The sequence below is a fragment of the Oceanobacter antarcticus genome, assembly GCF_044962685.1.
Lineage (GTDB): Bacteria > Pseudomonadota > Gammaproteobacteria > Pseudomonadales > Oceanobacteraceae > Oceanobacter > Oceanobacter antarcticus.
Genome location: NZ_JBBKTX010000015.1, coordinates 1 through 26,048, shown reverse-complemented (window position 1 = coordinate 26,048; position 26,048 = coordinate 1). Strand labels below are relative to the sequence as shown.

21 protein-coding genes and 6 tRNA genes are annotated in these 26,048 nt (G+C 53.3%); 14 read left to right on the top strand and 13 right to left on the bottom strand.

Features of this window, described 5'->3' with window-relative positions:
- Positions 1 to 31 precede the first annotated feature (31 nt).
- Positions 32 to 1,480 (bottom strand): M48 family metalloprotease, encoded by a 1,449-nt coding sequence (locus tag WG929_RS12795; protein ID WP_416206336.1) that lies wholly within the window; start codon positions 1,478 to 1,480, stop codon positions 32 to 34.
- Between the two features lie 149 nt (positions 1,481 to 1,629).
- On the opposite strand from WG929_RS12795, the gene WG929_RS12790 reads away from it, so the two are divergent.
- The 7 genes from WG929_RS12790 to WG929_RS12760 all read left to right on the top strand — a co-directional run bounded on the left by WG929_RS12790 (position 1,630) and on the right by WG929_RS12760 (position 7,228).
- Positions 1,630 to 1,878, top strand: coding sequence for a sulfurtransferase TusA family protein (locus WG929_RS12790; RefSeq protein ID WP_416206335.1), 249 nt, complete (start codon positions 1,630 to 1,632; stop codon positions 1,876 to 1,878).
- A complete protein-coding gene (locus WG929_RS12785; RefSeq protein WP_416206334.1) occupies positions 1,875 to 2,966 on the top strand; it encodes an AI-2E family transporter in 1,092 nt (363 codons plus the stop codon). The genes WG929_RS12790 and WG929_RS12785 overlap by 4 nt, the downstream gene beginning before the upstream one ends.
- A gap of 145 nt (positions 2,967 to 3,111) precedes the next feature.
- Positions 3,112 to 3,987 carry a 4-hydroxy-tetrahydrodipicolinate synthase gene (gene dapA / locus WG929_RS12780; protein WP_369854801.1) on the top strand — a complete coding sequence of 292 codons (876 nt, stop codon included), beginning with the start codon at positions 3,112 to 3,114 and terminating at the stop codon, positions 3,985 to 3,987.
- Positions 3,988 to 3,991: 4 nt separating this feature from the next.
- Entirely contained in the window at positions 3,992 to 4,651 is a 660-nt protein-coding gene (gene bamC / locus WG929_RS12775; protein WP_416206333.1) for an NlpB/DapX family lipoprotein, read from the top strand.
- Positions 4,648 to 5,406: an MBL fold metallo-hydrolase gene (locus WG929_RS12770; protein WP_416206332.1), complete on the top strand. Its 759-nt coding sequence runs from the start codon at positions 4,648 to 4,650 to the stop codon at positions 5,404 to 5,406. Before bamC ends, WG929_RS12770 begins: the two co-directional genes overlap by 4 nt.
- A gap of 110 nt (positions 5,407 to 5,516) precedes the next feature.
- A complete protein-coding gene (gene purC / locus WG929_RS12765; RefSeq protein ID WP_416206331.1) occupies positions 5,517 to 6,227 on the top strand; it encodes a phosphoribosylaminoimidazolesuccinocarboxamide synthase in 711 nt (236 codons plus the stop codon).
- A 254-nt stretch (positions 6,228 to 6,481) separates the two neighbouring features.
- Entirely contained in the window at positions 6,482 to 7,228 is a 747-nt protein-coding gene (locus WG929_RS12760) for a TIGR04219 family outer membrane beta-barrel protein (RefSeq protein WP_416206330.1), read from the top strand.
- Between the two features lie 173 nt (positions 7,229 to 7,401).
- Here WG929_RS12760 and cysN read toward each other — a convergent pair whose 3' ends face one another.
- Both cysN and cysD read right to left on the bottom strand, forming a co-directional pair.
- Positions 7,402 to 9,009: a sulfate adenylyltransferase subunit CysN gene (cysN, locus tag WG929_RS12755; RefSeq protein ID WP_416206329.1), complete on the bottom strand. Its 1,608-nt coding sequence runs from the start codon at positions 9,007 to 9,009 to the stop codon at positions 7,402 to 7,404.
- Positions 9,010 to 9,948: a sulfate adenylyltransferase subunit CysD gene (gene cysD, locus WG929_RS12750; protein ID WP_416206411.1), complete on the bottom strand. Its 939-nt coding sequence runs from the start codon at positions 9,946 to 9,948 to the stop codon at positions 9,010 to 9,012.
- Positions 9,949 to 10,333: 385 nt separating this feature from the next.
- On the opposite strand from cysD, the gene WG929_RS12745 reads away from it, so the two are divergent.
- Positions 10,334 to 10,963 carry an alpha/beta hydrolase gene (locus WG929_RS12745; protein WP_416206328.1) on the top strand — a complete coding sequence of 210 codons (630 nt, stop codon included), beginning with the start codon at positions 10,334 to 10,336 and terminating at the stop codon, positions 10,961 to 10,963.
- Positions 10,964 to 11,091: 128 nt separating this feature from the next.
- Positions 11,092 to 12,207, top strand: coding sequence for a cell division protein ZapE (gene zapE / locus WG929_RS12740; protein WP_416206327.1), 1,116 nt, complete (start codon positions 11,092 to 11,094; stop codon positions 12,205 to 12,207).
- Positions 12,208 to 12,650: 443 nt separating this feature from the next.
- Here zapE and WG929_RS12735 read toward each other — a convergent pair whose 3' ends face one another.
- Both WG929_RS12735 and WG929_RS12730 read right to left on the bottom strand, forming a co-directional pair.
- Entirely contained in the window at positions 12,651 to 13,160 is a 510-nt protein-coding gene (locus WG929_RS12735; RefSeq protein ID WP_416206326.1) for a TlpA family protein disulfide reductase, read from the bottom strand.
- A gap of 76 nt (positions 13,161 to 13,236) precedes the next feature.
- Positions 13,237 to 14,877 (bottom strand): methyl-accepting chemotaxis protein, encoded by a 1,641-nt coding sequence (locus tag WG929_RS12730; protein ID WP_416206325.1) that lies wholly within the window; start codon positions 14,875 to 14,877, stop codon positions 13,237 to 13,239.
- Positions 14,878 to 15,306: 429 nt separating this feature from the next.
- Here WG929_RS12730 and WG929_RS12725 point away from each other — a divergent pair, with 429 nt between their 5' ends.
- Both WG929_RS12725 and WG929_RS12720 read left to right on the top strand, forming a co-directional pair.
- Positions 15,307 to 16,068, top strand: coding sequence for a hypothetical protein (locus WG929_RS12725; protein WP_416206324.1), 762 nt, complete (start codon positions 15,307 to 15,309; stop codon positions 16,066 to 16,068).
- A 3-nt stretch (positions 16,069 to 16,071) separates the two neighbouring features.
- Positions 16,072 to 17,076 (top strand): AraC family transcriptional regulator, encoded by a 1,005-nt coding sequence (locus WG929_RS12720; protein ID WP_416206323.1) that lies wholly within the window; start codon positions 16,072 to 16,074, stop codon positions 17,074 to 17,076.
- Between the two features lie 891 nt (positions 17,077 to 17,967).
- Here the strand turns inward: WG929_RS12720 and WG929_RS12715 are convergent.
- The 8 genes from WG929_RS12715 to WG929_RS12680 all read right to left on the bottom strand — a co-directional run bounded on the left by WG929_RS12715 (position 17,968) and on the right by WG929_RS12680 (position 22,944).
- Positions 17,968 to 18,044: transfer RNA gene (locus tag WG929_RS12715), tRNA-Asp, on the bottom strand.
- Between the two features lie 33 nt (positions 18,045 to 18,077).
- A tRNA-Val gene (locus WG929_RS12710) sits at positions 18,078 to 18,153 on the bottom strand.
- 84 nt (positions 18,154 to 18,237) lie between these two features.
- Positions 18,238 to 18,314, bottom strand: a tRNA-Asp gene (locus WG929_RS12705).
- Positions 18,315 to 18,347: 33 nt separating this feature from the next.
- A tRNA-Val gene (locus tag WG929_RS12700) sits at positions 18,348 to 18,423 on the bottom strand.
- A gap of 24 nt (positions 18,424 to 18,447) precedes the next feature.
- A tRNA-Asp gene (locus WG929_RS12695) sits at positions 18,448 to 18,524 on the bottom strand.
- A gap of 21 nt (positions 18,525 to 18,545) precedes the next feature.
- Positions 18,546 to 18,621 (bottom strand) — tRNA-Val (locus WG929_RS12690).
- A 97-nt stretch (positions 18,622 to 18,718) separates the two neighbouring features.
- Positions 18,719 to 21,853: an efflux RND transporter permease subunit gene (locus tag WG929_RS12685; RefSeq protein WP_416206322.1), complete on the bottom strand. Its 3,135-nt coding sequence runs from the start codon at positions 21,851 to 21,853 to the stop codon at positions 18,719 to 18,721.
- Positions 21,854 to 21,855: 2 nt separating this feature from the next.
- The gene (locus WG929_RS12680; protein WP_416206321.1) at positions 21,856 to 22,944 is read right to left on the bottom strand and encodes an efflux RND transporter periplasmic adaptor subunit; all 1,089 of its coding nucleotides are present in this window, start codon (positions 22,942 to 22,944) and stop codon (positions 21,856 to 21,858) included.
- A 174-nt stretch (positions 22,945 to 23,118) separates the two neighbouring features.
- Between WG929_RS12680 and WG929_RS12675 the strand changes: the two genes are divergently transcribed.
- From WG929_RS12675 to WG929_RS12665, 3 genes are all read left to right on the top strand, one after another.
- Complete coding sequence (locus WG929_RS12675; protein WP_416206320.1) at positions 23,119 to 23,361, top strand: hypothetical protein; 243 nt, start codon at positions 23,119 to 23,121, stop codon at positions 23,359 to 23,361.
- Between the two features lie 66 nt (positions 23,362 to 23,427).
- On the top strand, positions 23,428 to 25,350 hold the full coding sequence (locus tag WG929_RS12670) for an ATP-binding cassette domain-containing protein (protein WP_369854786.1): 1,923 nt from the start codon (positions 23,428 to 23,430) through the stop codon (positions 25,348 to 25,350).
- A complete protein-coding gene (locus WG929_RS12665) occupies positions 25,347 to 25,880 on the top strand; it encodes a hypothetical protein (RefSeq protein WP_369854785.1) in 534 nt (177 codons plus the stop codon). Before WG929_RS12670 ends, WG929_RS12665 begins: the two co-directional genes overlap by 4 nt.
- Positions 25,881 to 26,048 lie beyond the last annotated feature (168 nt).

Below are 26,048 nucleotides of genomic sequence, written 5' to 3'. Positions count from 1 at the left end.
AAAAATCGCTCGCGACATTTTTAGAGGCACTCTACTCCAGTTGTTTGCGGCTGGCAGCCATTTGTTTTAGTCGTTCTTTCAGCGCCTCCTGGCGTTGAAAATCTTTCTGTTTGGCGGCGGCGGCGATGGCTAAATCCATTTGTCGGCTGGCTTTGGCAGACTCCCCGCTAAAAAACAGATATTCAGCATTGGCTCGGTAGGCGAGCACGCTATTGTTGGCTTTGGCGGCCAGTTGACTCAACTGGAACCAGAGTCCGGGTGTTGTTGGTCGCTGTTCGGTCAAGGGGCGCAAACTATTGACGGCCTCTTCGGGACGGCCAAGATCCGCCAGCACGTTGGCTCGGGTACTGATCAGCAAATAACTGCCGGGATGATAGGTCAACGCCATGGTGAGCATTTCCAGCGCCTGCTCGGCCTGATGTGTTGCCGTCAGGATTTTAGCCAGCAGTGCCAGAGATGCCGGTGACTGCTGGTAGCTTTCGCCCAGTTGCTTCAGTTGCTGGAGGGCTGTTTTGGTATCTTGTTGTTGCAAGGCCTGTTCGGCCAGAGTGTAGTGAGCGGCGTTGCGGGTCAGTGCTGAATTATCGGTTGCTTCGGCTTCGCGTATAAAAGTGTCGGTTATCGTTGCTTCGGTGAGTTGATAACGAATACGGGCGCGATTTTTAAGTATGGCGAAGTCAAAGCTCAGATGCCGAGGCTGCGAAGTGTAGCCTTCTGCACGGGCGGCGGCGTCAGATACCCGGCTGAGTGTCAGTGGGTGGGTGAGCAAGAATTCGGGCGGCTTGTCGCCAATGCGGCTGGCTGCCATCATCTGGTTAAACATGGATGGCATGGCTTGCGGGTCGAAGCCGGACTCGGCCAGAGTGTTGATGCCGATGCGGTCGGCTTCTCGCTCCCAGTCTCGGCTATAGGCCAGTTGTGACTGAATGGATGCCGCCTGACCTGCCATCAGGCCGGCAAATCCGGCATCAGCATTATTGGTCGCAATCAGGAGAATAGAGGCCAATAGAGTGGCAATGGCGATGGGTTGCTGTTGTTCCGCACGCTCTATTTGACGCGCGAAGTGACGCTGGCTCAGGTGAGCCAGTTCGTGGGCAAGTACCGCTGCTATTTCATCTTCGTCACGGGTGTAGAGCAAAAGCCCCATGTTGATGCCAATGACGCCACCAGGTACGGCGAACGCGTTAAGTTCTTTTTTGTCTATGACAACAAAATCGAAATCCTGCTGTGGCGCGCCGCTGTGAGGAATCATCCGAAAGACCAGGCTTTCGATAAACTCGATCATCAGGGGATCATCTATGGTACGGGCGTGGGCGCGTAACTGACGTAACCAGGTTCTGCCCAGTTCGTGTTCCTCTTGCAGGGAAACAATCGATGAGGCCGCGTCACCCAGTGACGGCAGCTCATTACTGGCGGCATAAGTGCTGGTGCTGAAACAAAACAGCAGGGTACTGGCGAGCAGGGTTTTACGGGATTTCAAACGGAGTGTCCTGAGTCCTGGCATCAATGGAAAGTCCATGGGCATGTTCTTCCGGCTTTTGGCGTGCAGTCGGACGATTGCTTATTGGCCCATGTGTCTGAGATCATCCAGATCCCTTTTGGTTCGCAGTGTGGCAAATGGCGGAATGTGTGTCTAACCCGAATGATTATAATCAATTGCTTGATGCTACGGCATTAAGTTGTCCCTTGCCGTTGCTTAAAACCAAGCTGGCACTAAAAACTCTGGCGGCTGGAGAAGTCTTGATGGTGCGCGCCTGTGATGCGGGTTCGTGGCGGGATATTCCGCGCTATATCGAATTGTCTGAACATCGGCTCTTGTCAACAGCCCGCAACGGGGATGAATATCACTACTGGATTATCAAGGGAGTTAAAGGATGATCAATGTCTTCCGGCGCTGGATTGATCGCTATCTGTCCAATGAAGAGGCGTTGCTGTTGCTGGTGTTGATCGGCGTCTTTTTGCTGGTTATTGGTTTTATGGGCAATGTGCTGGCGCCTTTTTTAACCGCAGTGGTGGTGGCTTACTTGCTGCAGGGAAGTATGCAGTTTCTCAAGCGCCGCGGGGTAGGCCATCTTACCGCTACGGTGGTTGTGTTTATTATGTTTGTCGGGGTCATGCTGACCTTGTTGTTGTTTATCCTGCCTGCTTCTTGGGCGCAGTTGTCGCAGTTTTTTTATGAGCTGCCGCGTATGGCCAGTAAGGGACAAGCGTTGCTGATGTTGCTGCCGGAACAGTATCCCGACCTGATTACCACTGCTCAGGTGCAGGACTGGGTACAACAGGCACGAGAAGAGCTGGCTTCGATAGGGCAGTGGGCGCTGAGTTTTTCGATTTCCGGTATCACTCTTGTCATGGCGATGTTGATCTACTGTGTGCTGGTGCCGATCCTGGTATTTTTCCTGTTAAAGGATGCGGATGCTATTTTATCCTGGTGTCTGGGTTTTTTACCTCGGCAGCGCTCATTACTCAACGAAGTCTGGGTTGAGATGGATTTGCAGATTGCCAATTACATTCGTGGCAAGGCGGTTGAAATTGTAATTGTTGGCGGGGCGACTTATGTCGCGTTTTTGTTGTTAGGACTGAATTACGCGGCTTTGCTGGCCATCGGTGTCGGGCTGTCGGTGCTGGTACCCTACATCGGCGCTGCGGTGATTACGGTTCCCATTGCTCTGGTGGCCTATATGCAGTGGGGTTGGAGTAACGACTTTTTTTATCTGATGGCGGTCTACGGCATTATTCAGGCACTGGATGGCAACGTACTGGTACCGCTGTTGTTTTCCGAAGTGGTCAACCTTCACCCGGTTGCGATTATTGTGGCGGTATTGGTGTTTGGTGGTCTATGGGGTTTTTGGGGGGTATTTTTTGCGATTCCCCTGGCAACTTTGCTCAAGGCGGTGATCCAGTCATGGCCTGGACATACAGGAGTAGCACCAGAGGCTGGCGAGGAGAATAACGCCAGTGGATGATCGCTGGCCCTTGCTAATCGTCCGCAAGCGGCTTGACTCTCTTGTCTCTCTAACGCCGCACCAGTAGTATTGCGCTCTTGTTTTTTTTGGTCCCTGCGTTTCTTCATAAACAGCAGGGAAAGTTTGTTTTGTGGAGTACACATTCATGATCACCGGCAGTATTGTGGCACTGGTTACGCCAATGCATTCAGACGGCTCTCTCGATTGGGAAGCTCTTGATGGCCTGGTGGAATTCCACATTAAGCAGGGCACCGATGCCATTCTCCCTGTTGGCACGACAGGGGAGTCAGCAACGCTGAATACCAGTGAGCACTGTGCGGTGATTGATCGGGTTGTGAAGCTGGTTAACGGCCGTCGCCCGGTGATTGCCGGTACTGGTGCCAACAGTACGACCGAAGCGATTGAGCTGACGCAGGAAGCCAAAAACCTCGGTGCGGATGCCTGTCTGCTGGTTACCCCTTATTACAACAAGCCGCCTCAGCGTGGCTTGATCAAACATTACGAGGCCATTGCCGCAGCGGTTGATATTCCGCAGTGGCTGTATAACGTCCCTGGCCGTACTGGCTGTGACATGCTGCCTGAAACGGTGGCGGCGTTGGCGGATGTTGAGCAGATTGTTGCCATTAAAGAAGCAACCGGTGATATCGACCGGGCGCGCAAGATTATTGAGCTGGTGGGGGATCGCATGGCGGTCTATTCCGGTGATGACCCGACGGCTCATGAACTGATTCTGGCCGGTGGTAAAGGCAATATTTCAGTGACTGCCAACGTTGCTCCCAAATTGATGCATGAGTTATGTATGCTGGCGCTGGATGGCAAGGCCGAGGAAGCACGTGCCTTGCAAAGCAGCCTGATGTCGCTGCATGGTGCCATGTTCTGTGAAGCCAACCCTGTTCCGGTGAAGTGGGCTCTGACTCGTATGGGGCGAATGGAATCGGGCATTCGTTTGCCGCTGGTTGAAATGGATCGCCGTTATGCACCCAAGGTTGAGCTAGCACTGACCGCACTGGGGTTAATTTGATCTCATGAAGTATTTGCTGGTAATGCTTGTCGTCGCCGTCAGCGGCTGTAGTACGATATTTGGCGATCGTTTTCGCGATCGGGCAGATGACTATCTGACCGGGAAACCGGGCGAGGAAGCCACGACACTGGATGGCCAGCCATTGGCGAGCCGGGATGCCTTGCCCATTCCTGAGTTGGACGTGATTCCTGCAGCACCGGGTAATTTTGAATTGCCAGTGCCGCAGGCACTGGTGATCAGTGACAATGATGATCCTGCCGAGCACACGGCATCGTTAAACGAATACCGTTCGCTTGATCTCAATCCCCGTATTGAAAAAGACGGTTCCGGCAGCCAGATTCTGCGGCTGGATGGTAACTTTGCTTATGCCTGGGCGGCGGTGACAGAAGCGATTACCGCCTCGGATCTGAAGATGACCGATCTCAATCGCAGCGTTGGAACATTTTATCTGGAAATCAGTCGTCGACAGCTGGATTCTGAACGCAGTTGGTGGGCGCGATTGTGGGATTCTGAACCGGAAGTGATCGCCAGCAATTATTTGCTGAAGATGAATCGCGCTCGTAATGGCGTTTATCTGTCCTTGCTGGAAGATATCGACAAGCTGGCAGCAGATGACTATGCCTTGCCCGTGCTGAATACGATCAAACAACAGCTGGAGCGGTGAGATACGTATCCCTGGGCAGTGGCAGCAAGGGGAATGCAACACTGCTGGAGCACCAGGGCAGAAGCCTGTTGATCGACTGTGGCTTTAGCCGTAAAACGCTACTGCAGCGTCTTGAATTGGCCAGAGCCGATGCCGGACAGCTGGAAGCGGTACTGGTTACTCACGAGCATGGCGATCATGCCAAAGGTGCGCTGGCCTTGTGTGAAGCACTGGATATTCCCCTGTATTGCTCTCAGGGAACAGCGATAAAGATGGATTGGACGGAGCATGCTCGCTGGCGTTCACTGACGGGTGGAGACCTTACGCGTGTTGCCGGCATGTCGGTTGCTGCCGTTACTGTGCCTCATGATGCACGGGAACCATTACAGTTTGTGGTGGAAGCAGCGGGCCTGCGGGTAGGAGTGCTGTCTGATCTTGGTAGCCTGACGCCTCATGTTATTGCTGCTTATCAGGGTTGTCATGGCTTGCAGTTGGAAGCGAATCATGACCCTGAAATGTTACGCAAGGGACCGTATCCTCCTGGCTTGCAAGCTCGCGTTGCCGGGCCTTATGGGCATCTGAGTAATGCTCAATGTGCGGAGTTGATACGGCGTATAGACTGGCCTGGTGTGCAATACCTCACGGCAGGCCATATTAGTGAAAAAAACAATCACCCTGATCTGGTTGGGCAAGCATTAGCACTGGCATTTGGTTCGACGTCTAGGCCGGTGCATTTGTTAGCGCAGGATCAGGTTGCTGACTGGTGTGAATTCTAGCGTCTGCCGGTTCCGCTGGTGCGGCTCAACGCGTTTCGTTTGCTGGGTTACGGTGTTATCCCTCAAAGAGACGATGCTTAATTATTTATTGTTTAATGGCGGAGATTCCCATGGAAAAACGCGAACTGCTTTACTCGGGTAAAGCCAAATCGGTGTACAGCACAGATGATCAGGATCGGATGGTGCTGGAATTCCGCAACGACACGTCCGCTTTTGATGGCAAAAAGGTCGAGCAGCTGGATCGCAAAGGTATGGTGAACAACAAGTTTAATGCGTTCATTATGACCAAGCTGGAAGACGCCGGTATTCCTACGCACTTTGAGTCGCTGTTGTCGGATACCGAGTCGTTGGTGAAGCGCCTGGATATGATTCCGCTGGAATGCGTCGTGCGTAACGTCTCATCTGGCAGTTTGTGCCGTCGGCTGGGCGTTGATGAAGGTATTGAGCTGGATCCGGTCACGTTTGAACTGTTTCTCAAAAACGATGCGCTGGGCGACCCGATGGTGAACGAATACCATGTTCGCTCCTTTGGCTGGGCTGAAGAAGCTCACCTGGATCGTATGAAAGAACTGACCTTTGCCGTGAACAAGGTGCTCAAGGCCATGTTTGATGAGGGTGGGCTGATTCTGGTCGACTACAAGCTGGAATTTGGCTTGTACAAGGGGGAAGTGCTGCTTGGGGATGAGTTTTCTCCAGATGGTTGCCGTTTGTGGGACAAGGAAACCCGTGAAAAGCTCGACAAGGATCGCTTCCGTCAGGGTCTGGGTAATGTCGTTGAAGGATATGAAGAAGTGGGTCGTCGTATTGGTATTACTTTTTGATACGTGGTGATACTCAGGTTTGACAAAAACAGGCCGCAAGGCCTGTTTTTGTATCTGGCCGTTGGCCTTTGTGAGTGAACATGACGACAGTGCGGTGAGATGGCACTCACTGTGACCCGTGAGTGTTATGTATTTCTGGCCTTGTCAGACGGCCGACACATAACATTGGCATTCTGATGTTTTGCGGGCAAACTAACGTCCACAGGTTTGTTTACACGATGTTCTCTAATCAGAATTGGAACGGGAAGATACCAATGAAAAAGACCGTAATTGCAGTTGCACTGGTGGCACTGGCTCCCTTGTCAGCACAAGCTGATCTTTTGTTTACTGTTGGTGCCAAGGGCAGTATCTGGAATGCTGAACCCACTGGTCAGATTGATACCGATGTATCGGTCGAAGAGGATGGGTTGAATCTGGATAAGGAAAACGGTCAGCAAATCACCGTTTTTTTTGAACATCCAGTACCCTTTATTCCCAATGTTAAAATCAAGCAGACCAATCTGGAAGTCAGTGGTAGTGGCAGTGTTGCCGTTAACTTTAATGATCAGACATTTACCGGTGCTACAGACAGTACCGTTGACTTGAGCCATACCGACCTGACCCTGTACTGGGGCTTGCCATTACCTATTCCGTTTGTTGATATCAATTTCGGTTTGAGCGGTCGTCAGTTTGATGGCTATGCCGAAGTAAAGAGCAGTACCCAGACCGAACAGGTTGATCTGGATTTTGTCTTGCCGATGGTTTACGGCGAGCTGAAAATCGATACGCCTTTTGGTGTTTATGCCAGTGCGGATATTAACTACGTGGGTTATGGCGACAATAAACTATCGGATGTCAGCTATGGCCTGGGATATACCTTGCCTATTCCGGTGGTTGATCTTGGTCTGGAAGCGGGTTATCGCCAAATGACGCTGAAAACGGATCCGGACGATACTGATATTGAAACCGACCTGGATATCTCCGGTGTGTATTACGGTGCGTCACTGTCGGTAGGCTTCTAACTGTCGGTAGGCTTCTGGCAACAAAGCCACCAACACTATAAAAAATATTATCAAAAAAGCGGCTTGTGATAGCCGCTTTTTTTGTGCTCTGCAACAATCAATAATGTACCAAGACCAAGGTACCGAGGGCCGTTGCAGAGCCGGTTATGACTGCCCGCAAGGGCATGACATCCTCAGATGATGCCTTGCTCTTGCAGTTCCGCGATCAGGGTGTCGATGCTGTGTCCATCAGCGGCAATGCTGATATCGGCACCGTCAGCACCACCGGCAACCAGCGCTACCAGACCAGCGTCTTTCAGAACTTGGGCGGTCTTGGCAGCGCCGATGGCGGCAAGGCGACCCATTTCAAACAGACGGCGATCAAGGCCACATACCAGCGCTTCGGCATTCACCGCATTGATGGCGACGACTGCAGGCTTCTGGTTAAAACGACGGGCTTTTTCGTCGGCGCTGACTGCTTCCAGGCTGCCTGAGCCGATGGCTTCACCAACAATCATACCAGCACCGATGGTGACGTTGGTCAGGCGGTCAATCACGATAAAGCAGCCGGTGCCGTGTACCTTGGCATAGGCATCGAATGGCACGGCCTTATCGAGGCTGACTTCAACCAATGCGATTTCGTTGAGTTTGACCTCGTCCGCTTCGTGCTGCTCCATGGTGTTGACGTCGACCAGATGGTGAACCTTGCTGATGGTGCCAGCACTGGCACCGGTGGCAAATTTCAGGTCGTACGGACGGCCTGGAATCATCGACTTCTCGGTCATCCAGACGATATCGGCATTAAAGCGATTGCCGACGATGGGCTGGTCGTCGATTTTGACGATCACATCACCACGGCTGATGTCGATTTCGTCTTCCAGCGTCAGCGTGATGGACTGGCCAACAAAGGCTTTGTCCTGGTCGCCATCCCAAGTGACGATGCGGTCGACCTTGCTGGTTTTCTGGGAGGGCAGTGCCATGATGGTATCGCCAGGCTTGACCACGCCCGCAGAGATGGTGCCGCAAAAGCCACGGAAGTCGAGGTTCGGACGGTTAACGTACTGTACTGGCAAACGGAAGTTGTCGAGGTTCTTGTCGGCGGCAATCTCAACGGTTTCCAGAATCTCCATCAGCGTCTGGCCGTCGTACCAGGGCGAGCGGCTGGAGCGATCAACCACGTTGTCACCATCCAGTGCAGAAATAGGCACGCAGTGGATGTCGCCGATATTCAGGTTTGTTGCGAAGCTCAGATAGTCATTGCGAATCTGTTCAAAACGCGCCTGATCGAAGTCCATCAGATCCATCTTGTTGATAGCAACCACTACGTGCTTGATGCCCAGCAACGAGGCAATAAAACTGTGACGTTTGGTCTGGGTCTGAACACCGTAACGGGCATCAATCAGAATGATAGCCAGGTCACAGGTCGAAGCTCCCGTGGCCATATTGCGGGTGTATTGTTCGTGCCCCGGGGTGTCCGCAATAATAAACTTGCGCTTGGCGGTACTGAAGTAGCGGTAGGCGACGTCGATGGTAATACCCTGTTCGCGCTCTGCGGCCAGGCCATCAACCAGTAACGCCAGATCCGGGCGGCCACCCGTGGTTCCCACCTTGGCGCTGTCTTTGGTGACTGACGCCAGCTGGTCTTCATAGATCATTTTGGAATCGTACAGCAAGCGGCCAATCAGGGTGGATTTGCCGTCATCGACGTTACCGCAGGTCAGGAAACGCATCATTTCCTTGTTTTCGTGCTGCTCCAGGTATTCCAGAATGTCGGAAGCAATCAGATCGGACTGGTGAGACATTTAGAAATACCCCTCTTGTTTTTTCTTTTCCATCGAACCGGATGAATCGTGGTCGATGGCACGGCCCTGACGTTCGGATGTGGTGGTCAGCAGCATTTCCTGAATAATTTCTGGCAGGGTGGTGGCTTCGGATTCCACCGCGCCGGTCAGCGGGTAACAACCCAGGGTCCGGAAACGCACGGATTTCAGTTCTGGTACTTCACCTTCTTTTAACGGCATTCGTTCGTCATCGACCATGATCAGCATGCCGTCGCGTTCAACCACCGGGCGCTTGTCGGAAAAGTACAGAGGAACGAGGTCGATCTTTTCGAGATAGATATATTGCCAGATGTCCAGCTCAGTCCAGTTGGAGAGCGGGAACACACGGATGCTTTCACCCTTGTTGACCTTGCCGTTGTAGATGTTCCACAGCTCCGGGCGCTGGTTTTTCGGATCCCAGCGATGCTTGCTGTCGCGGAAGGAATAGACCCGTTCCTTGGCGCGGGATTTTTCTTCGTCGCGACGGGCACCACCAAAGGCAGCATCAAAGCCGTACTTATCCAGTGCCTGCTTCAGACCTGCCGTTTTCATCACATCGGTGTGCTTGGATGAACCGTGGGTGAAGGGGCCAATCCCCTGATCAACACCGTCCTGATTGATATGAACAATCATATCCATACCGACGTCCTTGGCGACCTTGTCCCGGAACTCGATCATTTCACGAAATTTCCAGGTGGTATCCACGTGTAACAGCGGGAAAGGAGGTTTACCTGGATAAAAGGCCTTGCGTGCCAGATGCAACATGACAGACGAGTCTTTGCCGATGGAATACATCATTACCGGGTTGTCAAATTCTGCGGCAACCTCACGGATGATATGGATGCTCTCCGCCTCCAGTTGCTTCAGGTGAGTGAGATGGTAGTCACTGATCATGGGACATTGATTCTCGGAAGTTGGGATGCTGATTCAGAGGTACGGCGTTCGCAGGTGATTGGGCTTGCCATTACTCTGAGTGTTACGATTTGCCCGGACTATACCAAGGCTCGGGGCATATAAGAAGGTAGTATTAAGATCGTTTGGTTCTAATAATATGGCCTTGCTTAGGCGACTAAATGCCGCTTCGGGCTATGCTATCCTCGCAGGTGCAGCCAAAAGTGACAATGCTCGAAAAAGCGGTGTCAACAAGCAGCCAAAAATGTTCATTGATCACGCATAAGCGTTGCTTTTTAGTGGATCTTTTTATCGCTTGATACCTTTTGGACGCACTTTTTTATATGTCTTTACTCGCGTATTTTGCCTTCCCGCCTGGGGCGGGGTGGCACTGACAAAACGATCAGGAGAGCGCATGGCGCAAGAGCAAGAGATCCGTATCGCTGGACCCGCCGGTGTACTGGACGGACGTATGATAGATCAGGGCAAGACGGGGATGCTGATGTGTCACCCGCATCCGTTGTTTGATGGCACGATGGACAACAAGGTGGTTACCACGACGTTGAGAACGGCGATGGGGCTAGGGTTGTCGACCTTGCGATTTAACTTTCGTGGGGTTGGTCGCAGTGACGGTGAACACGATCATGGCCGTGGCGAACAGCAAGATGTACTGGCGGCGCTGGATTACGCCAAACATACACTGGGATGGGAAACTATTCTGCTGGGAGGCTTTTCCTTTGGTGCCGGTATGGCTTGCCTGGCGTCCGCAGTGCATCCAGATGAGATTGCCGCTTTGTATCTGATGGCCCCGGCCGTCCATCATTTTGATGCGCCCAATACGCTGCCGCACGAATTTGAAACCTTTATTTATATGGGGGATGCCGATGAAGTGGTGCCCTTTGATGAAGTGGAGCACTGGGTCAATCTGGTCGTACCAGCCCCGCATTGGCAGGTATTTGCCGACGGTGGGCATTTTTTTCATGGTCAGCTCGGTACACTGAAAAAGTCCTTGCTGCGTGATATGTCGGCCTTTAAGTGCGGCTGATGCGGTGAAGTGGAAGATTTTCTGTCAAACATTCCCTTCTTACCCCGTTTACAGTCGTTGGTCGGTTTGATGTTTTCGGCACGGTCGGATACATTTCGCCCCCCCGATTCCTACGATGGAGTACGCCCGTGTCGACCCCTTGGCAGCTTTATCAAGCTGATCTCCAGCGAGATGATTTTTCATACGATGCCGCCCAGGAAATGGCGGTCAAACATTTACAGCGCCTGTTTGATGATTTGGTTGCTGCCGAAACGCGACGTGCCAATAAAGGCCTGGTCGGTAAGCTGGGCAGTAAATTCAGCCGCAAGAAGCCGGAACCGGAACAGGGTTTGTACTTTTGGGGAGGTGTGGGTCGGGGTAAAACCTATCTCGTTGATACCTTCTACGAAGCCTTGCCATTTGACCGCAAGATGCGCACCCACTTTCATCGGTTTATGCAGCGCGTACATCGCGACCTGACCGAGCTGGCGGGCACCAAAAACCCGTTAACCATTGTGGCCGACCGCATTGCGGATGAGGCGGTTGTTATTTGTTTTGACGAGTTTTTTGTGTCCGATATTGGTGATGCCATGATATTGGGCAGCTTGATGCAAGAGCTGTTTGATCGTGGTGTCACGCTGGTCTCTACTTCCAATATTGTGCCGGATGGTTTGTACAAGGACGGCTTGCAGCGTGACCGATTTATACCGGCGATCAAGCTGCTGAACAAGTACACTGAAGTCGTTAACGTGGACAGTGGGGTGGACTATCGCTTGCGTACGCTGGAACAAGCGGAGCTGTATCACTACCCTCTGGATGACAGTGCCGAGGCCAGTCTCAAAAAGAGTTTTGAGGGATTGGCACCCGATATGCGCAACGTTGAACTGAACGTCGGCGTTGAGGTATTAGGGCGAAATATCCCGGCCAAGGCCGTCTGCGACGATGTTGCCTGGTTCGAGTTTGAAGCGTTGTGCGATGGGCCACGGTCACAAAACGACTACATTGAACTGGGCAAGCTGTTTCACGCTTTGCTGATCTCCAATGTCCCGGTGATGAGTGTCAAAAATGATGACCTGGCGCGTCGTTTTATTAATTTGATTGATGAATTCTACGATCGCGGCGTGAAAGTCATTATGTCCGCCGACGCTGCCATTTCGGATATTTATCTTGGTGGCAAGCTGGAATTCGAATTTCAGCGTACCACCTCCCGTATGCTGGAAATGCAATCGCACGACTATCTGTCAAGGGAATGCAAGGCGGACTGATCAGCAAGCAGGACGATAACGATAGTGGAGCAAAAGTACGGACAAACAAGCGCGGGCATCGAGCCGCGCTTTTTTTGTTCAGATGCCCAGGCACTAGGGGGCGTTCTCAATTAGTTAACGCGTCCTGTTATGGAGCAAAAATCCATCAGGCAAGGCGTTGAACGCAGAGAATGGTGGGCCCTTTTCAAGTTCAACAACACCGCATGATGGATGTTTAACCATAACCCTTCGGGCTGAGGCCAGTTGACTCCAGAACGGTGTTATTCGTCGCTTATTGAGCACGCCCTGTTTATTAAACACAGGAGGCACTCCTCATGCCTTGTTCTGAAGCCAACGGGCTCTCAGCAGGTCCGATTGACCAGCCCCTGACGCCATCAAAGGTGTTCGTCAGGAACGGCTGACAGGAGTGGGTGAGGTCGTTTGAATGGGTTGTCAGGTGTTCTTTATTGGCTCTCTTTGAGCAGTTCGGTAATCCGGGGACGGATGGTTTCCATATCATTGACAGTAAAGCCTTGATGAACCCAGCGCACGATTCCCTGTTGGTCGATCAGGAAGGAGGTTGGCATGCCACTGACACCAAAATTGTCGTAGCTGCTGCCTGATGCATCGGAAAGGTTGGGGAACTGAATGCCCAGCTCGCGGAGAAAGCGGCGTCCGAGTTCGGGGTCGTCATCCAGATTGATCCCGAGCACAACAAAGGGCTGATCCACCAGTTGCTGATGTAATTGATCCAGCAGCGGCAATGACTTGCGACAGGGGCCACACCAGGATGCCCAAAAATCCAGATAAACCACGTTGCCACGAAAATCACTCAGCCGCTGTTGCTTGCTGCTCTGGGTCAGTGACGGCAGAGTAAAGTTGAAGCCCGGCTCACCCGGTTTTAACGCACTGGCGGATAGTGACCAGCAAAGGGTCAGCAAGCTGGAAAAACATAAAAAGATACGACGCGTCATAAAAGCCCGGTTTGGTCTGGTGGCAAACTGCTACGATACAGGGTTGCCCGCGTTTTGATAACGGGGGATTGCCTGCCTATTGACTGCGGTAGCCGGTACGGAAGCCGCCCCAGTGCCTTCCTTTCACGGTAATTGGTACCGACAAGTCGTGCATGACTTCTCCGGTGTCGCGTTTATAGGTTTGCAGCAGGAAAGATTGCTGGTTTTGTCCACAGCGTAAACCGGTGCGGTCGTTGAATATGCGCTTGGTTCGATTTTGAGTCAGATCCCGAGCCGGATCCCCGGTTAACGGTTGACTGAAGCGCCTGTTATGCGTCGGGAAGTAGCCATTGCAATCAACGGCTCCGGCGTAGGTGATTTCCTGGTGGCGATCGAGAATGGGTTCCTGGATCGACGGCAGTTGATCATCGGTAAACTGGTCGTAGCGGGTGGTAAATTTTTTGGGACTGGTATCGGCAATTGGTTGGTAATTGGTGTCAAAAACGTCATCGACAGACAGTTTCCCGGAATCAATGGCCTGCTCGAACAGTGTCGCGATTGCACGGGCCGCTGCAACGGCTTCCTGTTTGGCGATGTCGTGCATATACCCCAGCTCGCTGTCTCCAAAGGCCTCGTAGATCTTTTCAGCGGTCTCCGATAACGACAGGGAGCGATTCGAAATCGAAACAATTTCACTTTCTGTCTGTTCAAAACGTTGGCTGGTCTCTCCGACGATGGCAGATATCTGTTGAATATTGGCGCTGTTGTTCTGAACATTTTCGGCAATGGTGTTGACACTGTGCTGGATCGATTCCGAGCGGGCATACATCTCATTCAGGTGACCGCTGATGGTCTGGGTCATTTTCACCCCCTGGTCGATGACTACGGTCAATTTCTTGCTGTTGGTGACGGCGTCCTTGATGGCACTGTTAATCTGATTGACGGTTTCGCCAATCTGTTCCGTGGCACTGGAGGTCTTGGCTGCCAGTGCGCGCACTTCGTCAGCAACGACGGCAAATCCACGACCTTGTTCTCCGGCACGCGCAGCCTCAATGGCAGCATTCAGGGCCAGCAGGTTAGTCTGTTCAGCAATATCACTAATGACGTGGGTAACGGCCTTGATTTGCTCTGATTTGGATTCAAGCTGGGCAATAAGCTCGGCATTGGCATTAACGCGTTCCCGTGTGCCTTCCATTTGCGGAATGGTTTCATCAACTGCTTGTTTACCCGACAGGTTCAGTTCCTTGGCGATATCCGATGCCCTGGCGGCTTCTTTGGTCTGCACCACCATGGCAGATATGGTCTCGGATATTTGCCGGGCTGACTCAACAATACGCAATGTGTCTTTTACTTCGTCGTGAATTTTGTCTCTCATCTGGTCGGATGCGTACGACATTTCGGCGGCAGCAATGGCGATCTGACCGCCATGTGATGACAGCTGCTGCTTCATCTCGCGAATCTTGCCAAGATGTTGGGCGACCATCTGTAATACCGGATCCTCGATAGTCTGAGGGACTGCGCCGGTTGCTAGCTGTTCGATCGTATGCAGTAATTTTTTCTGCAAACGTTGCTGTTGGTTGTGCATGACGGACACTGCGACGACCGATGACAGCAAGACAGAGATCGATATTTGAGTAACGATCGACAGATCACTGGACGCCAATATCATGCTGGCAATGCTACCTGCGATCATTGCCGCAGCCAGGGAAGTCAAGGTGTTGATGGTGGGGTGTGACATAGCAGCCTCCTGAGCACTCTTAATCAGCTTAGTCAATGTCGGTCGCTATGAGGGTTAAATTGGCAAGAAAATGCCAAAATGTAATGGCCAACAAAACCAACTCCTTCCTTGCGCTCATTTTCCAAATTTATCCGGGGGGATTTTTCTCTGATGAATACTGTGGATCCAGCCCTGATATACCCAGAACACCATGACTGCCTGTTTCATCGGCTTTCTTCTGGTCGATGGGAGGCCGGTAACAACCTTGGACCATTCTGGTTGTTCTGAGTCGCCCGCCACTGCCCATCAGTCTGTACTTGGTGTTCGATCTGCACTGGCAACGGTTCGATTTCACGCCAGCGCTGATGAGTCGTCGGCCGGGTTTGGTTATACTAGCCAGCTTGCGCCGTGTGTTGTGGTGTTTATTGCAATTATGATCAGGAGAACGGGATGAAGAGCCCACTGGGTCTCGATGCGGACTTGCCGGTGCTGGATATCGTGCAGGAATCACTAGGGTTATTGTGGGTCAAGCGGGGTATTGTGCTCGCCCGTTTTTTGCCGGTGATGCTGTTACTGGCGGCACTTGATTGGGCCAGTACCACGCTGGTGCCTGAATCGCATCTTTTTGGTCAGTTGGGTTTTGCTCTGGCATCCATGCTGTTTGGGGTTGTTTTTGCGACGGCTTGTCATCGTATGACTTTGATGCCCGAGAAAAACCTGGTTCAGCCGGGTGTCTGGCGTCGTGAGGAGTGGCGTTATCTGCTGCGGCTGTTGTTGATGGGGCTGGCGCTTTCTGCTGTTGTTACGCCGATTCTGCTGTTGTTTGCGCTGTTACAAATTCAGCAAATGATGGTGCTTGGTGGTGCTGTGGCGATTATGGCTGGCTTATACGTCAGCGCTCGTCTTGCAGTCACTTTGCCTGAAATAGCCGTCGGACAATCAACCAGCTTTAAACGTGCCTGGAACCTGAGCAAGGGTAATGGCTCGCGGCTGGTGCTGGTGGTGTGGATTACACCACTGTTGATCAGTGCGCCATTTTTGTTGTTGTTTTTGCTGGATAACACCGTGCTGAATTATCTGGCCGCCTTCGGTACTTACGTCACCAGCCTGGTCTCGCTGGTGATGCTGTCTTTGTCCTATCGTTTTCTGACGTCCTTTGAGTCTGTTGCCGAGCAGACGGATGTTCCGCCATCGAATGGATTTGATGCCTGAATCATGAAGCTCGGGGATCTGTCGGTTGCTTACGTCGAACTGCTGGCCCGTGCCGCACGGGCTGAAGGTTTTGACCCGGTGTCTGTGCTGGAAGCCTATCAGTTACCGGCGTCCCGGCTGGCATTGCCCGGTAATCGCGTCAGTATCCCGCGCTTTATGCGCACCGGACAGGCGCTGATTGAAGCCTCGGCAGCCCCTTGGTTAGGGCTTCGTATGGGGGCGCTGACGGGGCCTGCGAATCTGGGTCTGGCGGGATGGATCGCCCACAGTGCGGCGACGCTCAGAGATGCCTGTGAGGCGCTGGTGCGTTATGAGTTGTTGTTCAGTTTTAATGCGCGTGGCCGTTCGGCTTTGATTGTTGAACAGGGCCGGGGGCAGTTGCAGTTTTACTCTATCAGTCCCTATAACGAATTTAATCGTTTTGTGGTGGATTCGGTGCTGGTTGGCTGGATGAATGTGCTGAATCAGGCATGTGGTGAGCAGGTCGTTGCGTCGGTATGCGTTGAGTTTGAGGCGCCGGATTACGCGGAGGCTTATACCCGGTTTATTCCATGTCCGGTGCAGTTTGGCGCGGGTTGTAATGCGCTGGTGCTCCGTGATGGCACACTTGAACGTTCGTTGAGCCATCCTTGTGCATCTCAGTTTCGGTATTTGTGTGATCTCGCTGATGCGGAATTGGCGCAAGTTCGTAATGGCTTGTCGATGGCAGAGCAGGTTGCTCGGGCTATTTCGCCGCTCTTGAAAGGTAAAACACCGGAGCTGGCTGAAGTGGCTGCGCAGATGGGCAAGCCGGGATGGACTATCAAGCGTTTGTTGGCAGCAGAAAACACCAGCTTTCAGACGGTATTGAATGATGCCCGAAGGGAACTGGCGACGTGTTATTTGCGGGAAACCGTACTAACGATGGGGGAAATTGCTTATTTGACAGGGTTTGGTTCAGCAACTGCCTTCCAGCGGGCCTTCAAGCGTTGGACGCATGAAACACCACGCCAGTATCGGCAGTTGTAGCTGAGATTTACATCTCTACGGCGTCATCGACGTCGTCATCGTACTCGTCGTAGCTGGTATCTAGCAGCTCTTCTGTGTAATCCGACATATCTTTCTCCTTTTCCTTTGATCAGCCTGTTTTGGCTGACTCGAACAATGCTTCTGCAATCAGAAGCGACTTATTGTTGTTTGTGGTACCAGTAACCAAGCAGCAGATGTGCCAAAATCCTTTCGCCATTGCATGCCTGTTGTTTGAGATGCGTTAAAACCGTGAAAGTTCAATGTCGCATCCTGTTCAAGCAGGGCTGAAGTTAGCCTTTATCTGTGACAAGTGCATGAATTGCTTCACAGAAAAATGGACTCACCGGTCTGATGTCATGAAAGACCACAATCGTTTGAATGCCCGTGTTCTTGGCCTGTAATAACCAATACCAACCCTGTCGTGGGCGCGGGTATTCCGTTGTGAAGACGGTTTAATCCGGTTTGAGAATACCCAGAGTGCCAGTGGTTGGCAGCAGAGGTATTACCTGGCGGTGATAGAAGAGTGCTGGTTTATCCGGGTATTTGAGTCATAGCGGGCTAAAACAATCGCTGTCAGACAAAAATACATGATGGTAACCACTGTCGCGGCGTTACTGCTAGCAGTAACCAACGCCAAACAGACTATATCAGTGACCAAAAACGAGGCTTAGGCAATGCAGGCGGTAGCGATGATCGGCAATATTGGCCGGCGCTGTGTTGCCTGAGAAATCATTCTGTCTTTTGAGGGAAGCAACGGTAAACCGTTTCAGAGAAATCAGACTGCGGGATGAATCGTTATTCGTAGGCAAGATAGTGAGGCTGGCGAACCAGAGAGACTCTACTGATCGTATTGACGACCGTCTTTCTACATTCCTTTTACATCGGAAAAGATGGCGGACTGGACGGGACTCGAACCCGCGACCCCCGGCGTGACAGGCCGGTATTCTAACCAACTGAACTACCAGTCCACTGCTTTGATGTTCAAACCACATCAAAAGGTTTGGTGGGTGATGACGGGATCGAACCGCCGACCCTCTGCTTGTAAGGCAGATGCTCTCCCAGCTGAGCTAATCACCCATTGTCTGGGTTTTATCTTTTGCTGCAGTACGCTTTGTACAGCAATCAAAATCTAAACTCTATCTACACCGCTGATGGTGTAGATGGCGGACTGGACGGGACTCGAACCCGCGACCCCCGGCGTGACAGGCCGGTATTCTAACCAACTGAACTACCAGTCCACTGCTTTGATGTTCAAACCACATCAAAAGGTTTGGTGGGTGATGACGGGATCGAACCGCCGACCCTCTGCTTGTAAGGCAGATGCTCTCCCAGCTGAGCTAATCACCCTGATATCACGCTACTGACAAGAATTGGCGGACTGGACGGGACTCGAACCCGCGACCCCCGGCGTGACAGGCCGGTATTCTAACCAACTGAACTACCAGTCCAATTCTTTCAGATTTCACTTTTGGTGGGTGATGACGGGATCGAACCGCCGACCCTCTGCTTGTAAGGCAGATGCTCTCCCAGCTGAGCTAATCACCCTTGGTCTCAAAAGCGAGTGGGCATTCTACTCGTGACGCTCTCTTTGTCAAACACAAATCTTTGTTTTTTTAAATTTATTCAGTAACTTGCGTAAAATTCAGCCAGTTTTTACCGATTCCTGTGGTGGCTTTACCGGGTTGGCCCGGCGGTCAACCAGAATCAGCAGGCACGGGGTCAGAATCAGGGTCAATACGGTGGCAAAGGTAAGCCCTCCGGCAATAGCGGTCGATAGTTGGGTCCACCATTGTGACGAGGGGGCACCGACGCTGGTGTGTTGGTGAATCAGATCGATATTCCATTGCATGACCATGGGTATCAGCCCAAGGACGGTGGTGACGGCGGTCAGCAAGACCGGGCGCAGACGCTGGGCTCCGGTGCGCAAGGCAGCGTCGACGGCTTCCAGACCTTCGGCGCGGAGGCGGTTGTAGGTATCGATCAGAACGATATTGTTATTGACGACGATACCTGCCAGGGCGATAACGCCGACACCGCTCATCACAATTCCGAACGCTTCTCCCCGAATCAATAAGCCCATCAGCACGCCGACAATCGACAGGATAATGGCGCTCATAATCAAGGTGGCTTGGTAAAAACTGTTGAACTGGGTCACCAGGATGGTGGCCATCATAAATATGGCGATGGAGAAGGCGGTTGCCAGGAAGCTGCCGGTTTCTGCCATTTGTTCAAAATCCCCCCGGAACCTGGGTTCAACCCCGGCACTGCGCCAGTCGAGATCTTTCATCTGTTCGCTGAGCTGTTGGATCTTGGCGTTGACGTTGACACCGTCGTGCACGTTAGCCGTCAGGCGGTAGCGGCGTTTGCCGTCGATACGCACCAGATCACCGGAGCGCGGCGCGGCGGTCTGGGTCAGAAACTGTGAGACGGGTACCAGGCCATAAGCGGTTGAAACGTTAAAGCCATCCAGGTCGTCGAGGGTTCGACGGGCTTCCGGGTAGCGCAAGACAATATCCACTTCGTCATCGGTGAAATCGGGTTGAAAGGAGCCGACTTTCTGGCCGCCGGTCAGCATCCGGATCATGCCACCGGTGGCCGAAATACTGGCACCATAGCGGCTGGCCTGCTCGCGGTTGACGGTGAGCTGCCATTCAATGCCCTCAAGCGGGCGGTCGTCGCGGATATCCTTGAGTTCAGGATCCTGTTCAAAGAGGGTTCGAAGCTGTTCCAGCAAGGGAATAATGGCCTCGCCAGTATTGGCCGTCAGTTGCAGCTGGATATCCGCTCCACCAGGTGGGCCACCCTGCTTTTTCTGGGTTTCGACAATAATGCCCGGTATCGAAGCGCTGCGTGCTTCAATCTCTGCCAGTACCGTATTGGCGGGACGGCGTTGTTCCCAGTCTGCCAGCCCGATCTGAATACGTCCGACCAGATCCGGTGCCGAGTCGTTCGGGGCTTTGGCGAACGTCGTGGTGTAGATGGATTCGACGTCGGTGATCGCAAAAATTTGCTGTTCTACCTGCAACACCAGTGCTTCGCGCTCCTGAATGGACAGGTTGCCTCGGGCGCGGATATCCACCAGGCCGATATCGGAATCAACATCCGGAAAAAACTCCACCCCGTGACCATGTTTGCCGTAAAAGACAAATGATACGACCAACGTCAGCAGGCACAGCAACAGCACCATCAGAGGACGATTTAATGCCGCTCGAAGTACCCGGACATAGCCTCCGGTGAAACCGCCGATATGGCCGAAGTCGCCGCGTTCGGCGGCTTTCAGTCTGGCGATGGTGCTATCTTCATAACCGCCACTACGGCTGATAATCGAGCCCAGGGTTGGCACCACAATCAGTGCCATAATCAGCGATGCGGTCAGGGTATAAAGCAGCGTTAGTGGCAGATATTTCATAAAGTCGCCGGTGGTGCCAGGCCAGAATAACAGGGGCAGAAAGACCGCCAGAGTGGTGGCTGTTGAGGCGGTGATGGGCCAGGCCATACGCTTGGCGGCATCGGCATAAGCCTGTTTGGGTGTGGCGCCATCGGCCAGTCGCCGGTCGGCGTACTCGGTCACGACAATGGCACCATCAACCAGCATGCCGACCGAGAGTATCAGCGCAAACAGCACCACCATGTTCATGGTATTGCCAGTGAGGCTGAGCCAGATAAGTCCCATCAGAAATGCACCGGGTATGGCCAGCCCTACCAGTATCGAGTTGCGAATGCCAAGGCTGCCCAACACCAGAATAATCACCATCAGAGTGGCGACCAGCACGTTGTTGAACAGGTCGTTGAGCATGCTTTTGATTTCGCTGGATTCATCCTGAATGATGCTGGCGTCAATACCCGCTGGCCAATACGGCTTCACGCTATTGATGACATCGCGCACCTGGCTGATGGTATCAATGATGTTGGAGCCAATACGTTTTTTGATTTCCAGTGTCACAGCGGGCCGGCCATTGATGCGGGCGCTGCTGTCGCGATCCTTGTAGGCCAAACGGCCAACGGCGATGTCCCGGAACAGCACCACCTGGTCACCACTGACCTTGACTGGCATGTCGAGAATATCGCTGATGTTTTCGACCAGTCCCGGAATCTTGATACTGAAGCGGCCAGCCTCGTTTTGCAGGTCTTCGCTGGCAACCAGCGAGCTGTTGTTGGCAACCAGGCTGGACAGTTCCGCCATCGACAACTGGTAGTTATCCATGCGCACCGGATCGACCACAATTTCAGCAATTTCTTCCCGCTTGCCTTTAATCGCGGCTTCCAGCACGCCTGGCAGTGCTTCGAGGCGATCCTGCAGATCGTTGGCAACGGCGTAGAGTTCGGTTTCACTGACGTCACCCGAGAGGGTAACAACAGCCACCGGAAACAGCGCCACGTTGATTTCCAGAACTCTGGGTTCATGGCTGTCTTCCGGCAGGTCACTGCGGGCATCATCCACTTTCTGGCGCACATCGAGCAGTGCCTGGTCGATATCAACGTCGGTGTAGAATTCCAGCACGATTGACAGGTGCCCGGTGGTGGCGGTCGAGACCATCTCTTTCAAGCCGTCGAGTCCTCGTAATTCACGTTCGAGCGGCTTGTAGAGCAGGGTGTCGGCATCCTCCGGGGAAATACCATCATGCGCTACTGACACATAAACAAACGGTACGGTGACGTCGGGTGAGCTTTCTTTGGGAATGGAGACCAGCACCGACAGGCCAACCAGCATGACCAGCACAAACAGCATCATCACTGTACGGGCACGGCTGAGCGCTGCATCGATCAGGGCGTACATGATTATTCTCCCGCTGACTGGCTGGTTGTCACCCGGATGACCGCTTCAACCTGCTGTCCGGGCTGAACAAAACCGGCGCCCTGGGTAATCAGGCGGATGGATTCGGGGCCGTAGACCCAAACACCATTCTGATCAGCACCTTCCAAATCGACACTGACAAACTCAACCCGGTTATCTTGATTGACGACCTTGAGGCCCATCTTGCCAGCGGCATCCAGTACCAGTAAGGCGGGCGAAATATGATAAGCCTGACGCTCCCCCAATGGCACGATCAGCTGGGCGCTCTGCCCGGCCGGGATCGGCTGGTGTTTCGGATTGGCCAGTTCCAGCTCAACCGTAAAGGTTCGGGTTGCTGTATTGGCGAGGGACGAAACAAAGCGGATTGTGCCGCTAACCACCTGCCCGGATAACAACCTTGCCTGACCGGGCATACCGGGGCTGAGCAGGCTGACGTCATTTTCCGCGACCTGGGCTGTCACCAGATACGGAGCAAAATCAACCAACTCCAGCAGTGGATCACCGTCCTTGACGAAGGCACCCAGCTCTACCATCCGGTTATTGATGACGCCATCAAACGGCGCATGAACGGCTGCCGCATCAACTTGTAGTTGCGCCGCAGTCAACTCGGCTTGTGCATTTGCCAACGCCGTGTCGGCCTGGGCCAACAGAGATTCGTTGGCCAGCCCCTGTTTTTTTAGCTGAGTCACGCTGTGTTGTTCCAATTGACGCTGACGCAAATTGGCCTGGGCCTGTTGCACTCGGGCAGGCCAATCGCGTCGGTCAAGCTCGAGCAGCAGCTGGCCACGCCTGACTATCTGGCCTTTGTGAGCATGAATAGCGTCAACCCTGGCTCTCAATTCGGACTTGATGGTTACGGTACGATTCGCCGCCAGCTTGCCTGATAACTTGATCGAACGGACATGCTGAACCGGGATCAGGTCTTCGACCTGTACCCTGGCAAGCCGTGATGTTTCCTGCGGTATGGCGGTATCTGCTGCTGGTTCGGCATCCGATCCCAGCAACATCCATACGGCGGTTGCAATGATAACGGCGGCAGCGGCAAGGTAGCCACGGTTAAGCGTAATCGACATGGTATTCCGTCCTTTCCATACAAATCCTGATGCCAGTCCGGCCTGCAGATGGCGATGTTACAGTGTGCCGTGAAGGATAATTCACTTTGGCCTGGATGTTTACAAATAGGGGACATCTATTTAATCCTGCACGGCTCTGCGCGAGTGTTGCCGTTGTGCAGGGCGAGGCGGCGAATGCAGCGAAAGGACGCGTCCTTTTCACATTCGTCAACACCGCACTGGACGGCGGCAACCCGCGCCCTGCGGGGGCTGCCGGATGATCTCGACGCTGTGTCGCCGACGTTTGACGTGCTGCAAGTCGGCTTCGTGATTCGAAAGCATCTGGTAGCCCAGAGTGAGCACCGGATTAAATCGATGTCCCCAATACTTTGCAATCTGATGGCGGTTTGCCTGTTAAGGTGGCGGCAGCACCAGTAAACTGCGCGCTTGGCCCGGTATATTGCGTATTCGGGATGCGATTCTGTCGGTTTGCAGGCGGTTTGTATGGTGTTGGTGAGTTTAAAACAGGCCGAGTTGGCCTTTGGTGATCATGTACTGCTCGATAAGGTGGATCTGGATATCCACTCCGGCGAGCGGGTCTGTATCGTTGGCCGTAATGGCGAGGGCAAGTCAACCTTGCTGAAAGTCCTGACCGGTGAAGTGACAACAGACGATGGGGTTATTCAGCGTCTCGACATGTTGAGTATGGCAACGCTGCAGCAGGCGCTGCCAGAAAAAGTGGATATTCCGGTTTACGATGTGGTTGCCCAGGGGTTGGGGCAGGTGGGTGAAGACATTGCCCGCTATCATGAAGAAACTCACAAGGGAGAGCACGCAGATCTCAACCTGATGGAAAAACTGCAAACCCGCATCGAAGCCAATGACGGCTGGAGTTGGCAGCAAAAGGTCGAGGCGATTATTCAGCGCCTGGATTTACCCGCTGAACGCAGTTTTGCCGAGCTGAGCGGTGGCTGGCAACGTCGGGTTATGTTGGCCAGAGCTCTGGTGGTTGAGCCGGATCTGCTGATTCTGGACGAACCAACCAACCACATGGATATCGCCACGATCAAGTGGCTCGAAGAGCAACTCAAGCAATTCAGTGGCACGCTGGTGTTTATCAGCCACGACCGGGCCTTTGTGCAAAGCCTGGCGACCCGCATTGTTGAGCTCGACCGTGGCCATGTCTACATTTGGCAAGGTGACTATCTCAGCTTTATTGAATATCGGGAAAAACGTCTCGAAGACGAGGCGACCCAGAATGCGCTGTTCGACAAGCGTCTGGCGGAGGAAGAAAAATGGATTCGCCAAGGGATCAAGGCGCGCCGCACCAGGAATGAAGGCCGAGTTGAACGGCTGAAAGAAATGCGTAACGAACGTGGTGCTCGCCGTGAGCGTCAAGGTACCGCCAATATCAATATGACCAGTACCGATTCGTCCGGGAAAATTGTCTTTGAAGCGACGGACATCAGCTATGCCTGGGGTGACCAGCCCCAAGTGGCCCATTTTTCTACCATTATTCAGCGTGGTGATCGCATCGGGCTGGTTGGCCCCAACGGTGCAGGTAAAAGTACCCTGTTAAAGCTGCTGCTGGGACAGCTGCAACCCCAGTCCGGTGAACTCAGGGTTGGCACCAAACTGGAAGTGGCCTACTTCGATCAGTCCCGGCATATGCTGGATGGCAACAAATCGATCGCCGATAACGTCGCTGATGGCAAGGATCATGTCGAAGTGAACGGCCAGAGCCGCCATGTGATTGGTTACCTGGGGGATTTCCTGTTTCCCCCGGAACGTGCCCGCACACCGGTTCGGGCCTTGTCGGGTGGTGAACGTAACCGGGTCTTGCTGGCCAAGCTGTTCCTGAAGCCATGCAATCTGCTGGTGATGGATGAGCCGACCAACGACCTGGATGTAGAAACCCTGGAACTGTTGGAAGAACGGCTGATGGAATATCAGGGCACCCTGTTACTGGTCAGTCACGACCGGGCTTTCCTCGATAACGTGGTTACCCAGTTGCTGGTGTTTGAAGGTGATGGCCATATTGACGAACAGACCGGTGGGTACTCCGACTGGGAAGCCCGCCATCTGGCCAAACAGGCCGCCACCAAGGCAAGCCAAAAAGCCGGTAAACAGCAAAAACAATCACAAAAGTCGACACCAAAGGCGGCAGCAGTGGCGCCTGCGCCAGCTAAACCACCGGCAGCCAAAAAACTCTCCTACAAACTGCAGCGCGAACTGGATCAGCTACCGGAGCAGATTGCTGCTGCCGAAGCTCGGCGAGATGCACTGGCGGCGACGACTCATGCTGCGGATTTTTATGCTGGCGATGCCGACTCTGTGCAGGCTGTGCTGGCGGAGCTGGCAGCCGCTGAAACAGCAATCGAGCAACTGGAAGAGCGTTGGCTGGAACTTGAGGAAATGGCATCGTGAGCTGGCTTATCCCGCTTGCGGTGGTGCTGGTGGTGTTCGGGTCTGTCTACTGGATGAAACCCAGCCCGCGAGATTCCCGCCTGGCGGCGTTGCGGCTTGATGCCATCAAGGCAGGGCTGCAGGTTCGTCATCATACGTTTCAGGCAGACGCCGCCAAAACCGGGGTGCGGGAAAATATTACCGGTACTTGTTACACGCTGGTGTTCCGGCAGCCAGCGCATGACGAGGGCAAGCCCCGTCAGCAGCTGTTGTTTCGTATCGTCGGCCAACCGGCGTGGGAAACTGCCGGATTGCCGCAAGGACTGTCGTGGCATGATTTACCGGGTGACCCGGCGCAGGGTCAAGAGCAGCGGTTGGCGTTGGCCGAGTCGCTTGGGGCTGGCATTCGAGCAGCGCTGACGGGTCTGAATGATGACGTCCTGTTACTGGAACTGTATGAAAACCGGGTCAGTCTGATTCCGGCAGAGCGAAAAGCCGCCAGTGCCGAAGGATATCTACAGGTGTTGACCGCACTGGCTGTTTTGGCCTGATGAGCGACCAATAAATGCTGGCCATAAAAAAGTAGCCTGATGAGGGCTAATGCTGTTCACTTAAGCGGAGCAGCATTACAGTCAACCGGATAGCGGGTTTTGCTCATCTTCACCGTTCGGGGACTTCCTGGCCTCGAACGGCGTTCCAAAAACAGTCCACCAATCCCC